Annotated in this window: 11 protein-coding genes and 2 pseudogenes; 5 read left to right on the forward strand and 8 right to left on the reverse strand. The window is 70.5% G+C overall.

Annotation, left to right across the window (positions count from 1 at the left end):
- The first annotated feature begins 5 nt into the window (after nt 1-5).
- Nucleotides 6-1,247, forward strand: coding sequence for an SLC13 family permease (locus tag BST14_RS20280; protein ID WP_083066175.1), 1,242 nt, complete (start codon nt 6-8; stop codon nt 1,245-1,247).
- On the opposite strand, the gene BST14_RS20285 is transcribed toward BST14_RS20280, so the two are convergent.
- Complete coding sequence (locus tag BST14_RS20285; RefSeq protein ID WP_083066176.1) at nt 1,244-3,886, reverse strand: helix-turn-helix transcriptional regulator; 2,643 nt, start codon at nt 3,884-3,886, stop codon at nt 1,244-1,246. The two genes, BST14_RS20280 and BST14_RS20285, sit on opposite strands and share 4 nt — an antisense overlap.
- Nucleotides 3,887-4,055: 169 nt before the next feature.
- On the opposite strand from BST14_RS20285, the gene BST14_RS20290 reads away from it, so the two are divergent.
- Nucleotides 4,056-5,465, forward strand: coding sequence for an FAD-dependent oxidoreductase (locus BST14_RS20290; RefSeq protein WP_245845565.1), 1,410 nt, complete (start codon nt 4,056-4,058; stop codon nt 5,463-5,465).
- A 2-nt stretch (nt 5,466-5,467) separates the two neighbouring features.
- On the opposite strand, the pseudogene BST14_RS20295 reads toward BST14_RS20290, so the two are convergent.
- The 6 genes and pseudogenes from BST14_RS20295 to carD all read right to left on the reverse strand — a co-directional run.
- Nucleotides 5,468-6,433 (reverse strand): annotated as a pseudogene (locus BST14_RS20295) (glycerophosphodiester phosphodiesterase); the annotation flags it as partial.
- Nucleotides 6,434-7,366 (reverse strand): 23S rRNA (guanosine(2251)-2'-O)-methyltransferase RlmB, encoded by a 933-nt coding sequence (gene rlmB / locus BST14_RS20300; RefSeq protein ID WP_083066177.1) that lies wholly within the window; start codon nt 7,364-7,366, stop codon nt 6,434-6,436. It abuts the pseudogene before it with no gap.
- Between the two features lie 11 nt (nt 7,367-7,377).
- A complete protein-coding gene (cysS, locus tag BST14_RS20305) occupies nt 7,378-8,787 on the reverse strand; it encodes a cysteine--tRNA ligase (RefSeq protein ID WP_083066178.1) in 1,410 nt (469 codons plus the stop codon).
- A 49-nt stretch (nt 8,788-8,836) separates the two neighbouring features.
- Nucleotides 8,837-9,319: a 2-C-methyl-D-erythritol 2,4-cyclodiphosphate synthase gene (ispF, locus tag BST14_RS20310; protein WP_083066179.1), complete on the reverse strand. Its 483-nt coding sequence runs from the start codon at nt 9,317-9,319 to the stop codon at nt 8,837-8,839.
- Nucleotides 9,316-10,038: a 2-C-methyl-D-erythritol 4-phosphate cytidylyltransferase gene (ispD, locus tag BST14_RS20315; RefSeq protein ID WP_083066180.1), complete on the reverse strand. Its 723-nt coding sequence runs from the start codon at nt 10,036-10,038 to the stop codon at nt 9,316-9,318. The genes ispF and ispD overlap by 4 nt, the downstream gene beginning before the upstream one ends.
- 16 nt (nt 10,039-10,054) lie before the next feature.
- Nucleotides 10,055-10,543, reverse strand: coding sequence for an RNA polymerase-binding transcription factor CarD (gene carD / locus BST14_RS20320; RefSeq protein WP_003419482.1), 489 nt, complete (start codon nt 10,541-10,543; stop codon nt 10,055-10,057).
- A 289-nt stretch (nt 10,544-10,832) separates the two neighbouring features.
- On the opposite strand from carD, the gene BST14_RS20325 reads away from it, so the two are divergent.
- Genes BST14_RS20325 through disA form a run of 3 tightly spaced genes read left to right on the forward strand, consistent with a single transcriptional unit; the run spans nt 10,833 to nt 13,959 of the window.
- Nucleotides 10,833-11,393, forward strand: coding sequence for a copper chaperone PCu(A)C domain-containing protein (locus BST14_RS20325; protein WP_083066181.1), 561 nt, complete (start codon nt 10,833-10,835; stop codon nt 11,391-11,393).
- A 49-nt stretch (nt 11,394-11,442) separates the two neighbouring features.
- Entirely contained in the window at nt 11,443-12,879 is a 1,437-nt protein-coding gene (gene radA / locus BST14_RS20330) for a DNA repair protein RadA (RefSeq protein WP_083066182.1), read from the forward strand.
- 6 nt (nt 12,880-12,885) lie between these two features.
- The gene (gene disA / locus BST14_RS20335) at nt 12,886-13,959 is read left to right on the forward strand and encodes a DNA integrity scanning diadenylate cyclase DisA (RefSeq protein ID WP_083066183.1); all 1,074 of its coding nucleotides are present in this window, start codon (nt 12,886-12,888) and stop codon (nt 13,957-13,959) included.
- Between the two features lie 15 nt (nt 13,960-13,974).
- Here disA and BST14_RS20340 read toward each other — a convergent pair.
- Nucleotides 13,975-14,500: pseudogene (locus BST14_RS20340) on the reverse strand (hypothetical protein); the annotation flags it as partial.

The raw sequence follows: 14,500 nt of genomic DNA on the forward strand, positions 1-14,500 counted from the left end.
CGACGTTGGCCCTGACGCTTGCGCTGTTGCTGCTTGCCGTTGTCCTCGCGTTCGCCGTCGCGCGCCCGGGGGGCTGGCCCGAGGCGCTCGCCGCCGTCCCGGCGGCCCTGATTTTGGTCGCGGTCGGCGCGATCTCGGTGCACCTGGCGGCCAAACAGATCGCCGATCTGTCCGGGGTGGTCGCGTTTTTGGGTGCCGTCCTGGTGTTGGCCAAGCTGTGCGACGACGAGGGCCTGTTCGAGGCCGCGGGCGCGGCGATCACCCGGGGCCGGGTCGGGTCGGGCGGCCTGCTGCGGCGGGTGTTCGTCATCGCGTCGCTGATCACCGCGGTGCTGAGCCTGGACGCCGCCGTGGTGTTGCTGACCCCGGTGGTGCTGGCGGCCGTGCGCCGGCAGCGCACCCGGGTGCGGCCTTACGCCTACGCCACCGCCCATCTGGCCAACGGCGCATCGCTGTTGCTGCCGGTGTCGAACCTGACCAACCTGCTGGCCTTCCACACCGCCAACATCTCGTTCACCAAGTTCACCCTCGCGATGGTGGCGCCCTGGGCGGGCGCGATAGCCGTCCTCTACGTGATCTTCCGGTGGTTCTTCGCCGCGGACCTGCGAGTGCAGCCCGACCCGGAACGACTCGGCGCGCCGCCGCGACCGCCGGTGTTCGTACTGGTGGTCGTGGCGCTCACGCTTGCCGGGTTCGCGGTCGCCCAGTCCGTGGGCATCGCCCCGGCCTGGGCGGCGCTGTGCGGCGCGGCGGTGCTGGCGGTGCGCAGCCTGCGCCGTCGGCACACCTCGGTGTCCGACATCGCCCGCTCGGTCAACGTCTCGTTCCTGGTGTTCGTGCCGGCGCTGGGCGTCGTGGTGCAGGCGGTCATGCTCAACGGGATGGACCGGGCGATGTCGGCGGTGCTGCCGTCGGGTTCGAGCCTGCCCGCGCTGCTGGCCATCGCCGCGATGGCCGCCGCGCTGGCCAACGTCGTCAACAACCTGCCCGCCACGCTGGTGCTGCTGCCGCTGGTCGCCCCGAGCGGCCCGGTGGCGGTGCTGGCGGTGCTCATCGGCGTCAACATCGGCCCCAACCTGACCTACGTCGGATCGCTGTCGAACCTGTTGTGGCGGCGGGTGTTACGCCAGCACGACGTCGACGCGGGGGTCGGCGAATACACCCGCCTGGGCGTGTGCACCGTGCCCGCGTCGCTGACCGTGGCGGTGCTCGCGCTGTGGGCCTCGGCGGGCCCGCTGGGCCTCTAGGCCGTGGGCGAGCCGCAGGGGCCCGACCGGATGATCGACGCCAGCTCCTCGCGCGACTGCGCTCCCACCCGCTGGCAGGCCCGGTACACGTGGCCCTCCACGGTGCGCACCGACATCACCAGCTTCTCGGCGATCTCGCGGTTGGACAGCCCGGCGACCACGAGCTCGACGACATCGCGTTGGCGGCCGGACAACTTCAGGCCCGTCGGGGTGTGCAGCGCCGGCGTGTGCAGGCCGCCGCACTCGTCGGCCAGTTCCCGGGCCAACGCCGCGGCGTAGAGCCCGCGGCGATGGTGTTGGCCTTCGTCGAACACCACCGAGGCCTGCGCGGCCGCATCGGCGGCCGCGACCCGATCACCGATCCGCCGGTAGGCCGCCGCGACCGCCAGCAGCCCCTCGCCGTCGCCGGCCGACAGCGCGCAGGAATGCGACGCGACGGCACCGGCCAGCGGCAGCGACAAGGCGTCGGCCAGCTCCCGCGCCCGCGCCGCCCGGGCGGCATCGCCCCATTGGGCCGCCGCCTGGATGCAGGCCAGCTCGTGGGTCGGCTGACCGCGGTCGCGGGCAAGCCGGGCGGCCTCCGCGACCAGCGCCACGGCCTCGCCCAACCGGCCGCTCGCCGCCATCGCCCACCCCTCGGCCAGGGACAGGCCGGTGTGCATGAACAGGAAATCGGCCGGCACGCATGACCGCGCCGCGGCGACCGCGTCGTTCGCCTCGTCGGCCTGTCCGAGCTTGGCGTGCGCCTCGGCCAACGCGAAATAGCTCGCGGGTCGCAAACCCGTTGTCACGTTTTGCATTTGCACCCCGGCCACCGCCTCGTGCACCAGCCGGGCCGCCTCGGCGACAGCACCGCGAGCCAGCTCGGCGTTGCCCGACAAGAGCGCCAGGTTCGCATAGGCAAGGCCCGGAATGTCGCGCGACGAGTCCGCGAGTTGCCTTGCGGTGCTGACGAATTCGTCGATCCGACCGGTCAGCCGGCAGGCACGCCCGTAGACGGCCCCGAACCAGAACCGCAGATGCGATGCCTGAAAGGACGTCGTCGCCCGCCGCAACGCCTGCTCGGCCACCCCGGCGAGCTCGTCGACCTGCCCCAGCGCGCCCATCGCCATGATCAACCCCAGCGACGCCATCATCGCGTGGAAGCCGGGTAGTTCGGGAAAACCCAGCGCCGCCCGGGCGTTTGCGGCGGCGGACTCGCAGCGCGCCGCCACCGCATCCAGGCACGCCTGCACCGCCAGCCGCTCCGCTCGCTGGGCCGGGGTCTCGGAATCATCCGCGGCCAGACCGTCGAGAATCTCCGCCGCGGCCTTGGGGCTGAACAGATGCCAGATCAGGTTGGCCGCCCGCACGGTCGCCCAGTGGTGGCGGTCGGGCAGGTCGCCGTCGGACAAGGCGCGCAGCGCCGACTCGGCCTGCTCGCCCCGCCCCAGCAGCGCGAGGTTCATCGCCCGCACCCCGGCCGCCCCGGGCGCGCCTGCTTGGGTAGCCGCGGCGGCGAACCGGTCGGCCAGCTCGAGATCCAGGAGGGTCATCGCATGCCGTGCCGATTCCAGGTACAGCTCGGGGTCGGGACCGAGGTCCGACTCGAGGCGCAGCAGCGCGCGACGCACCGTGGCCTGCATGGCGGTGTCACCCACGTCGGCCAGCCGCGTCGCAAGCCTGCCCCGGATCTCCGACAGATGCAGCTCGCCGGCGCTCGCGCGGCGCAGCTCACCGAACAGCGGGTGGGCGAGCCGGGCCGTCAGCCCGGCGCCGGTGCGTTCGATGCTCACCAGGCCGAGCCGCTCGGCCTCGGCCAGATCGCGGCGCCGCACCAGGTCGCACAACACCTCCACCGCCAGCGGCTCACACTGCGACAACGTGTCGACCACCATCGCCACCCGCGGGCTGAGTCGACCCATCTGACGGCCCACCGTGTCGGACAGGCTCGCCGAGACCGCGACATCGCCGTCCCACATCCACACCCCGGCCGTTTTGCGCATCCGCCCGGCGGCCACCTGATCGGCCAACAGCTGCCGCAGAAACAGGGCATTGCCTCCGGTCAGCTTCTGGAAGCGCGCCGCGCTGCGCGCATCGACGGGGCCGTCCAGCTTGCGCTCGATGACGTCGCGGGTCGCGGCGGTCGAAAGCGGTTCGAGATCGAACCTTTCCAGCAGGCCGTCCTTCCACAACGCCGTCACCGCGTCCGGCTCGTCGCTGCCGGTCCGGACGGTGACCACCAGCCGGACCCCTCCGGACTGCGCCAGCTGGTGGACGACGAGCGCGGACAGCCCGTCCAGCAGGTGTGCGTCATCGACCCCGATCAGCACGCGGCGCTGCCGCTGTCGGGCGACAAACGAATTGATCACGCGGCGCACGTCGGTCAGCGGATCGGACTGCGCCTCGTTCATGGCCTCGGTCATCGCACCGATGAACGCCCCCAGGGGCAGCGCCCGCGCCGAGTCGGTGCCGACGATCCATTGCGTCCGCTGCCCCGACGCCTGGGCGCGCTTGAGCACCTCGTGGGCGAGCCAGGTCTTGCCGACGCCGGCGGCTCCGGCGATCATCACGCCCGCGTGTTTGGCGCCCGCACTCAGGGCGCGGCGAATGATTCCCAGTTCGCTGTCGCGCCCGGTCAGCGCCTCGACGCCGATCACTCGGCGACTATAACGGCGCGCAGGCCTCGGATGGGAGGCTTTGCCGGCGTTTGAGTGCCCCGATGCGTGGCGTCCGGTCAGCAATGGCGTAGCCGACTACGCTGTCGGCCCGCATTGCCCACCGTGAGCATGGGTTTGTCGGACGGGCAAACAACTCGGGCGGTGGGTTATGGCAAAGATCGGAAGTCACGCACTGGTGTTGGGGGCGAGCATGGCCGGTCTGCTGGCCGCGCGATCGCTCACCGAGTTCTTCGACGCGGTCACGGTGGTGGAACGCGATCCGCTGCCGGACATCCCCGCCGAAACGGCCGCCGCGCGCCGGGGCGTGCCGCAGGGCCGCCACCTCCACGCGCTGCTGCCCCGCGGCGGGCAGGTGCTCGAGCTGCTGTTTCCCGGCATCCTCGATCAGCTGGTCATCGACGGCGCACACCACAGCGATGGCCGCGACCTGTCTCGAGTGCACTACGACTTGGGCGGGCATTTGATGGTGCGCTCGGGCGGTGCCCCGTCGTTCGCCCTGCATCTGGCCACCCGGCCCTTCCTTGAGGAGCATGTTCGCGCGCGCCTGCGTCGCATGCCCAACGTCACGCTGATCGACGAACACGACATCGTGGACCTGACCGCGACACCGGACCGCCGGGGCATTACCGGCGCCCGGGTGGTCAACCGTTGCACGCGCGAAAACCTCACGCTCGCCGCGGATTTGGTGGTCGATGCCACCGGGCGCGCCGCCCGAACCCCGGCATGGCTGCATGCCCTCGGCTACGAACGCCCGGCCGAGGTTCACGTCCCGGTGCACCTGACCTACGCAAGCCAATTTCTGCGCATGGCACCGGATGCGTTGCAAGAATTCGGGTTCATCGTGGAAGCCGTGCCCGGCCGGCCACGCGGTTTGGGCATGCTGCACTGTGAGAAGGACACGTGGATGTTCACGGTCTATGGCATCGCGGGTCATGCGCCACGCGCCGACCTGGCGTCGATGTGCGAGTTCGTCGAGGACTGCGCACCGGCCCGCCTGCTGGCCGCGGTCCGGGCCGCCGAACCCCTCGGGGAGCCCACCCGGCACGGTCAACCGTCCAGCCAGTGGCGCCGCTACGACAGGATGCGACGCTTTCCGGAGGGCCTGCTGATCATCGGCGACGCGATCTGCAGCTTCAATCCGATCTACGGCCAGGGCATGACGGTCGCCGCGCTGGAGGCCTTGGCGTTGCGCGACTGCTTGTCCTGCGGCGCACAGGATCTGGCGCTGCGATTCTTCCGGGCCGCCGCGGTGCCGATCCGCCAGGCCTGGGAACTGTCGGCCAACCCCGACCTGTGCCTACCCGAAATCGAGGGCACGGCACCGCTGCTCACCCGGTTGCTCAACGGTTACATCGACCGCATCCTGACCGTCACCGAGTACGACGCGGTCGCGGTCGATCGGTTCGTCAGGGTCATTGCGCTCATCGACCCCGCCAGCCGGCTGCTGCACCCGAGGATGATGTGGCGCGCCGCGCTGGCCGACCTTCGCCGGCCGCGACACGGCGACGAGCGGCCGGCTCGCGCGACCGGCGACCTGGCCGGCAGCGTGGCCCGGTAGCCCCGCCGGTACGCCGGCGGCAACGCCATCGACAATTCGGCGAGCACGGCGCGCAACAACGTCGGGTAGTCGGTGATGATGCCGTCCACGCCGTAACCGATCTGCCGGCGCATGGCGGCGGTGTCGTCGACGGTCCACGGAATCACCTTTAGTCCCAACGCATGCGCGCGGTCGACGAAGGACTGGCCGGTGATCAGCCGGTAGTCGGGCGAGACGATGTCCGCACCCACCAACCGCGCGCCGATCAGGGGATCGCCCACGAACGCGGGGTTCACGCCGCCCAGCCAGGGCGAGTCCGGCGCCCAGGTGCGCTCGTCGTACAAGGCCGCCAACGGAATCGACGGCTCAGCGCGCCGCACCAGCGGCAGGGTGCGCCAGTCGAAGCTCTGAATCTCCACCTGGTCAACCTCGCCCGCCGACCTGACCGCGGCCAGTATCACGCCGACGGCCTCTTGCGGCTCGGCCGAAGCGCCGGGGCGGTCGGGGTCCACCTTGGTTTCGATGTTGTAGCGCACCGTGTCAGCGCGGTAAGAGTCGGCGAGCGCGAAAACCTGCGGCAGCGTCGCAATCCTGTTGCCCCACACCACTTCGGCGCGGGGATAGTCGGCCAGCGGGCGGCCACAGTCCACAGTGTCGACCTGGGCCAGCGTCAGCTCGCGCACGAGCTTGCCGACGTATGGATACTGCGGGTCACCCGCGAACGCGGGCGCGGTGTCGGCGCACTTTTCGGCCTGGATGGTCAGGTCGTGCCACACCAGCGGCTGCCCGTCCTTGGTGAGCACGACGTCGAGTTCCAGTGTGCTGACGCCTGATTCGAGCGACTTGGCGAACGCGCGCAGCGATTCCTCGGTGGTTTCGCCGCGCCCGCCGCGATGGGCCTGCAGGTCGAATTCCGACGGTTGCGCGGTGGCCGGCCCGGCAACCAGCACCGCCAGCGTCAGCAGCGCGGCGGCGAGTCGGGCGATCACTCAGCCCCTGCGCTGGCGGGTGATCTCGGCGAGCACCACCCCGGCCGCGACCGACGCGTTCAGCGATTCGGTGTCCCCGGCCATCGGGATGGACACGACTTCGTCGCAGTTCTGCCGCACCAATCGCGACAGCCCCTTGCCCTCCGATCCCACGACGACCACCAGGGGATCGGTGCCGTCGATGTCGTCGAGCGTGGTGTCGCCACCGGCGTCCAGCCCGATCACCCGCAGCCCGCGACCGGCCCAATCGGTCAGTGTCCTGGTCAGATTGGTGGCCCGCGCCACCGGGATGCGGGCCGCGGCCCCGGCGCTGGTGCGCCAGGCCACCGCCGTCACCGAGGCCGACCGGCGCTGCGGGATCAGCACCCCGTGGCCGCCGAACGCGGCCACCGAACGGACGATGGCGCCCAGGTTGCGGGGGTCGGAGATGTTGTCCAGCGCGACCAGCAACGCCGGCGGCGAGCCGATCGCGGCGGCAACCAGATCGCCCGGGTGGGCGTAGTTGTACGGCGGCACCTGCAGCGCGATGCCTTGATGCAGGTGGTTGCCGGTCATCCGGTCCAGATCGGTGCGCGGCACCTCCAGGATGGAGATGCCCAAATCGGCTGCGCGAGTGACCGATTCGGTGAGCCGTTCGTCGGCCTCAGTGCCCAGCGCCACATAGAGCGCGGTCGCCGGCACCCCGGCCCTCAGGCACTCCAGCACCGGGTTGCGGCCCAGCACCGTCTCGGATTCGTCGGTCTTACCCCGCGCCGGCCGACGGCTCTGGGCCTTGGCGCGCTTGGCGGCCGGGTGGTTGGGGCGCAGGTGCGCCGGCGGGGTGGGGCCACGACCTTCCAGGCCGCGGCGGCGTTGGCCGCCCGAACCCACGGTGGGGCCCTTCTTGGTGCCCTCCTTGCGTATCGCCCCACGGCGCCGCGAGTTGCCGGCCATCTACTTTGGCCCTACTTCTCGTGACTGGCCTGCAGCGACCACTGCGGCCCGTCGGCGGTGTCGGTGACCTCGATGCCGGCGTCCTTGAGCCGGTCGCGGATCTCGTCGGCCAGCGCCCAGTTGCGTTCCTCGCGCGCCTTTTGCCGATTCTTCAGCTCCGCCCGCACCAGCACGTCGACGGCCGCCAGCGCCGCCGACGTCTCGTCGCGGGTCTCCCAGCGCTCGTCGAGCGGGTCACAACCCAGGATGCCCATCATCGCGCGGATCGCGCCGGCCTGCCGCAGTGCGCCTTCGTGATCGCCGGAGTCGAGCGCCCGGTTCCCTTCGGCGCGCGCCTGGTGCACCTCGGCCAGCGCAGCCGGCACGGCCAGGTCGTCGTTGAGGGCCTCGGCGAAGCGTGCGGTCCATTGCCCGGGCTCCACGCCGCCGACGCGCACCCGCACGCGGTGCAGGAATTCCTCGACGCCGACATAGGCTTTCACCGCGTCCTGCAGCGCGGTCTCGGAGAATTCCAGCATCGACCGGTAGTGGGCGCTGCCCAGGTAGTAGCGCAGCTCGGCCGCGCGAACCCGCTGCAGCAACGCCGGTATGGCCAGCACGTTGCCCAGCGATTTGCTCATCTTCTCGCCGCCCATCGTCACCCAGCCGTTGTGCAGCCAGTACCGGGCGAATCCGTCGCCGGCGGCGCGGCTCTGGGCGATCTCGTTCTCGTGGTGCGGGAACACCAAATCCATCCCGCCGCAATGGATGTCGAATTCCGGCCCCAGATAGGTGCGGGCCATCGCGGAACATTCCAGGTGCCACCCCGGGCGGCCGCGGCCCCACGGGGTGGGCCAGGACGGCTCGCCGGGCTTGGCGGCCTTCCACAGCGTGAAGTCGCGCTGATCGCGTTTGCAGGTGGCCACGCCCTCGCCCTGATGGACGTCGTCGATCTTGTGCCCGGACAGCTGCCCGTATTCGGGGTAGCTGAGCACGTTGAAGTACACGTCGCCGCCGGCGGCGTAGGCGTGACCGGTTTCGATCAGCCGTCCCATTAATTCGACCATCTGGGTGATGTGCCCGGTGGCACGCGGCTCGGCCGACGGCGGCAACACGTCCAGCGCGTCATAGGCGGCGCTGAAGGCCCGCTCGTAGGTGGCCGCCCATTCCCACCATGGCCGGCCGGCGGCGGCGGCCTTGTTGAGGATCTTGTCGTCGATGTCGGTGACGTTGCGGATGAAGGCGACATCGCAGCCGCGCGCGATCAGCCACCTGCGCAGAATGTCGAAGGCCACCCCGCTGCGGACGTGGCCGATGTGCGGCAGACCCTGGACGGTGGCGCCACACAGGTAGATGGAGACGTGGCCCTTGCGCAGCGGAACGAAATCACGCACGGCACCGGCCGCCGTGTCGTGTAGCCGCAAGCGGGCCTGATCGGTCACGACGTGCCAGCTTACCGGGTAGTTCCGCGGCGCCCGGCGCTGCGCGGGCTTATCCGGTACGGACCACCAACGCGGTGGCGATCGCGGCGAGGCCCTCTCCGCGCCCGGTCAGCCCCAACCCGTCGGTGGTCGTCGCCGACACCGACACCGGCGCGCCCAGCACTTCCGACAGCACCCGCTGCGCCTCGGCGCGCCGTGGCCCGACTTTCGGCCGGTTGCCGATGACCTGTACGGCGGCGTTGCCCACCCGGAAACCCTCGTGCGCCGCCAGATCCGCGACATGGCGCAGCATGTCGGCGCCGCTGACCCCTTTCCAGCGCGGCTCGTCGACCCCGAAGACCGCCCCCACGTCGCCCAGCCCGGCCGCCGACAACACCGCGTCGCACAGCGCGTGCGCCCCGACGTCGCCGTCGGAATGACCCGCACAGCCGTCGGCGTCGGCGAAATGCAGACCCAGCAGCCAGCACGGCCGTCCGGGTTCGATCGGGTGCACGTCGACGCCCAGGCCCACCCGGGGAAGCACCGTGTTCACCGGCGCACGACGGTCTCGGCCAGCAGCAAATCGAGCTGGGTGGTGATCTTGAACGCCAGCGGGTCGCCGTCGACCACCCGGACCTGGCCACCGACATGCTCGACCAGCGACGCGTCATCGGTGAAACCGGCGCGGCCACCGGCCTGATAGGCCGCGTAGGCGCGCAACAACAGATCGGTCGCGAAACCCTGCGGGGTCTGCACGGCACGCAGCCCGGCGCGCTCCGGCGTCCCGAGCACCACCCCGTTGGCGTCCACGGCCTTGATGGTGTCATGCAGGGGCAGGGCGGGCACCACGGCGTCATGGCCGGCCCGCAGCGCGGCCACCACGCGGGCGATCAGCGATGGGGGCGTCAGCGCCCTCGCGGCGTCGTGCACCAGCACGAACTCGGCGGCCGCGTCCGACAGGGACGCCAGGGAAGCCAGGGCCAAGCCGACGGATTCGGTGCGGTCGGTCCCGCCGGCGACGACGAAGGCTCGGCCGGCCTGGACGTCGTTATCCAGAACCCGCCTGGCCTCGTCGATCCGGTCGGCGGGCACGGCGGCCACGACATGGTCGATCGCCCCGGATTCCAGCAGACCGGCGACGGCGCGCTGCAGCAGCGTGCGGCCGCCCACCGCGCAGAATGCCTTGGGAATCCCTGCGGCCAGTCGTTCGCCCGACCCTGCGGCGGGAACGACCCCGATTACCCTGCCTGACGTGCCCGTTTCCGGGGCCACCGGAGTGTCAGGACCTTCAGGACGCGGCGGCCAGAACCTCGTCGAGGATGGTCTCCGCCTTGGCGTCGTCCGTGCTTTCGGCCAGCGCCAACTCGCCGACCAGAATCTGGCGGGCCTTGGCCAGCATCCGCTTCTCGCCGGCGGACAGACCGCGTTCCTGATCGCGACGCCACAGGTCGCGCACTACCTCGGCGACCTTGTTGACATCGCCGGACGCCAGCTTTTCGAGGTTGGCCTTGTAGCGGCGCGACCAGTTCGTCGGCTCCTCGGTGTGCGGGGCCCGCAGCACCTGGAAAACCTTGTCCAGACCCTCTTGTCCGACGACGTCGCGGACACCCACATACTCAGCGTTCTCGGCGGGAACTCGAACGGTCAGGTCGCCCTGCGCCACCTTCAGGACGAGATACTCCTTTTGTTCCCCTTTGATCGTCCTGGTTTCGATCGCCTCGACTAACGCAGCACCGTGATGCGGGTAAACAACGGTGTCGCCGACCTTGAAGATCATCTGATTCGAGCCCCTTTCGTTACTTCATCCTAACACGGCCACCTAACTACGCGCGAAGCAACGATGCAGGTCAGGGGCACAACACGCGCGGATTAGGGGTTGACATGCGGACCAAGTCGTGCAGTGCAGCACATTACCAACGCCCCCGGCGCGGCCCGGCGGCGGGCTTGAAAGCGGCTCCCGGGGCGCTCCGGCGCTGGTCTGGCGCCCCGAGCTATCGCACGCGGAACCTTCCTACTACTGTGCATAGTTGCATTAGTCGAACCGGCTCAGCAGGAGGCTCGAGAGAGTGAACCGCGTCAAGATCCGCCTCGGCCTTCCCGCGCTCGCCGTCGCCGGCGTGCTGGCCGTCCTGGCCGCTCTGCTCAGCGGCTGCGGAGCCGGACAGGTCTCGCAGATGGCGGTGCAGGAGCCCGCCATCAACGGCAACAAGGTCACGTTCCACAACGTGGCACTGCGCGACATCCGGATCCAGGCCTACCAAACCGGTGACTACCTGCAGCCGGGCCGCAGCGTGGATCTGGTGCTGGTGGCCGTCAACCTGTCGCCGAACACGCCCGACCGGCTCGTCGGCATCACCAGCGACATCGGCGCGGTGACGGTCAGCGGCGACGCCCGGCTGCCCGCCGGCGGATCGCTGTTCATCGGCGCGCCGGAGGGCGAGAAGGTGGCGCCGGGTCCGGTCGGTTCGAACACCGCCGCGGCCAAGGCGACCGTCAATCTGGCCAAGCCGATCTCCAACGGCCTCACCTACAGCTTCACGTTCAATTTCGAGAAGGCCGGCCAGGCCACCGTGGCCGTGCCGATTTCGGCCGGCCTGACGCCGCCGCAGCAAAACCAGGCGGGCTAACCGCCTGTCGTGACGCGGGCTTGTCGTAGCCGCTCGATACCGTCATGTCGTGGCAACCGCGCGCTCGCAATACCGCTGTTCGGAATGTCGGCATGTCACCGCGAAGTGGGTCGGCCGCTGCCTGGAGTGCGGCACCTGGGGCACGGTTGACGAGGTCCCGGTTCTCAGCGCGGTCGCGGGGCGGCGCGGCGGCCTGGCCGCGGCCGCACCGGCCGTGCCCATCACGTCCATCGAGCCCAACGCCAGCCAACACCGCACCACCGGGGTAGACGAGCTCGACCGCGTGCTCGGCGGCGGCGTGGTGCCCGGCTCGGTCACGCTGCTGGCCGGCGATCCCGGTGTGGGCAAGTCGACGCTGCTGCTCGAGGTCGCGCATCGCTGGGCGAAATCGGGCCGCCGCGCCCTGTACATCTCCGGTGAGGAGTCCGCGGGCCAGATCCGGCTGCGCGCGGACCGCATCGGCTGCGGCAGCGACGAGCTCTATCTGGCCGCCGAATCCGACCTGCACGCCGTCCTCGAGCACATCGCGACGGTCAGCCCCGCCCTGGTGATCGTCGACTCCGTGCAGACCATGTCCACCACCGAGGCCGACGGCGTGGCCGGCGGCGTCACGCAGGTTCGCGCGGTGACGTCGGCCCTGACCGCGGCGGCCAAAACCAACGGGGTCGCGTTGATCCTGGTCGGGCACGTCACCAAGGACGGGGCCATCGCCGGGCCCCGTTCCCTCGAGCATCTCGTCGACGTGGTGCTGCACTTCGAAGGCGACCGCAACGGCTCGCTGCGGATGGTGCGGGGGATCAAGAACCGGTTCGGCGCCGCCGATGAGGTCGGCTGTTTCCTGTTGCACGACAACGGGATCGAGGGCGTCGCCGACCCATCGAACCTGTTCTTGGACCAGCGTCCGGCCCCGGTGCCGGGCACCGCGATCACGGTGACACTCGACGGCAAACGACCACTCATCGGCGAGGTGCAGGCCCTGCTGGCCATCCCGGCGGGCGGCTCGCCGCGCCGCGCGGTCAGCGGCATCGATCATTCGCGGGCCGCGATGATCACCGCGGTGCTGGAAAAGCACGCCCAGCTGCCCTTCGGGGTCAACGACATCTACCTGTCCACCGTGGGCGGCATGCGGCTGACCGATCCGTCGTCGGATCTGGCGGTCGCGGTCGCGCTGGCTTCGGCATATGCCGACCTGCCGCTGCCCACCACGGCGGTGATGATCGGCGAGGTGGGACTGGCCGGGGATCTCCGGCGGGTCAGCGGCATGGAGCGGCGGCTGAGCGAAGCGGCGCGCCAGGGGTTCAGCATCGCGCTCATCCCGGACGGGGACGATCCCCGGCGCGAGATCGTGCCGAACGGTATGCGGGCGCTGCGCGCACCCACCATCGTGGCGGCGCTCAAGCACATGATCGACATCGCCGACCCCCGCGGCGGCATACGGGCAAACGTGCTGCGGCTGGACGCATGGCGCATCCGGCCTGAAGAATGACACCTTGTGAGCCGTCCGACCCTGCGTGAAACCGTCGCCCGCCTGGCGCCTGGTACCGGGCTGCGCGACGGCCTGGAACGGATCCTGCGTGGCCGTACCGGCGCGCTGATCGTGCTCGGCAACGACGAGGCGGTCGAGGCCATCTGCGACGGCGGGTTCGCGCTGGATGTGCGCTACGCGCCGACCCGGCTGCGCGAGCTGGCGAAGATGGACGGCGCCGTCGTGCTGTCCACGGATGGCAGCCGCATCGTGCGGGCCAACGTGCAGCTGGTCCCGGACCCGTCGATCGCCACCGACGAGTCGGGAACCCGGCACCGGTCCGCCGAGCGGGCGGCGATCCAGACCGGCTACCCGGTGATCTCGGTGAGCCACTCGATGAACATCGTGACCGTCTACGTGGGCGGCGAGCGCCACGTGGTGGCGGACTCGGCGACCATCCTGTCGCGGGCCAACCAGGCCATCGCCACCCTGGAGCGGTACAAGATCAGGCTCGACGAGGTCAGCAGGCAGCTCTCGCGCGCCGAGATCGAGGACTTCGTCACGCTGCGCGATGTCATGACGGTGGTGCAGCGGCTCGAGCTGGTCCGGCGGATCGGCCAGGTGATCGACAACGACGTGGTCGAACTCGGCACCGACGGCCGGCAGCTGCGGCTGCAGCTCGACGAGCTGCTGGGCGGCAACGACAACGCCCGGGAACTGATCCTGCGCGACTATCACGCCAGCCCGGAGCCGTTGTCCGAGGCGCAGATGACGGCCACGCTCGAGGAGCTCGACGCGCTATCGGATACCGAGCTGCTCGACTTCACCATCCTGGCGAAGGTGTTCGGCTATCCCACGACCGCGGAGGCGCAGGATTCGGCGGTCAGCCCGCGCGGCTACCAAGCGCTGGCCGGCATTCCACGGCTGCAGTTCGCCCACGCCGACCTGCTGGTCCGCTCGTTCGGGACGCTGCAGAACGTGCTGGCGGCCAGCGCCACCGACCTGCAATCGGTCGACGGCATCGGCGCGATGTGGGCCCGCCATGTGCGGGAAGGACTGTCCCAGCTGGCGGAGTCGACGATCACCGACTCGTTGAGCTAGCACGCGTGATCAGGGTCAGCCGGCGGCCGGCGGGGCCGCCGGCGGCGCCTCCGGCTGCGGCACCGCGCCCGGCTGACCCGGTCCGGGCACCGGGCCCGGCGGCGGTGGCGGCTGGTTCATGATGAACGGAACCGGCATCGAGCGCAGATTGCCGAGCTGCACGACCAGGTTGTAGGTGCCCGGCCCGATCGCCGGCCGCGGCAGCGGGCAGTGCGGCGCCGAGCCCATTCCCGTCCACGTCACCGCGGTGGTCACCTGCTCGCCCGGGGTGAAGGTTTTGATCAGCGTTTCGTTGGACGGCGCGCAATCCAGGTTTGACCACAGCCGCTTGTTGTCCAGCGAGTAGACGTAGGCCGCCAGCACCGCGGCGCCGACGTCGCGCTTGCAGGCCACCAGCCCGATGTTGGTGACGACCATGGTGAACTTCGGCTGGTCACCGATGAAGTACTGGGGTGCGTTGGTCAGGCCCTTGACCGCCAGCGTCGAATCGGGGCAGTCGTCGCCCTCTTTGAGCACCGGCGGGGGCTGCACCGCGGCGGTC

The sequence above is a fragment of the Mycobacterium arosiense ATCC BAA-1401 = DSM 45069 genome (assembly GCF_002086125.1).
GTDB classification, from domain to species: Bacteria; Actinomycetota; Actinomycetes; order Mycobacteriales; family Mycobacteriaceae; genus Mycobacterium; species Mycobacterium arosiense.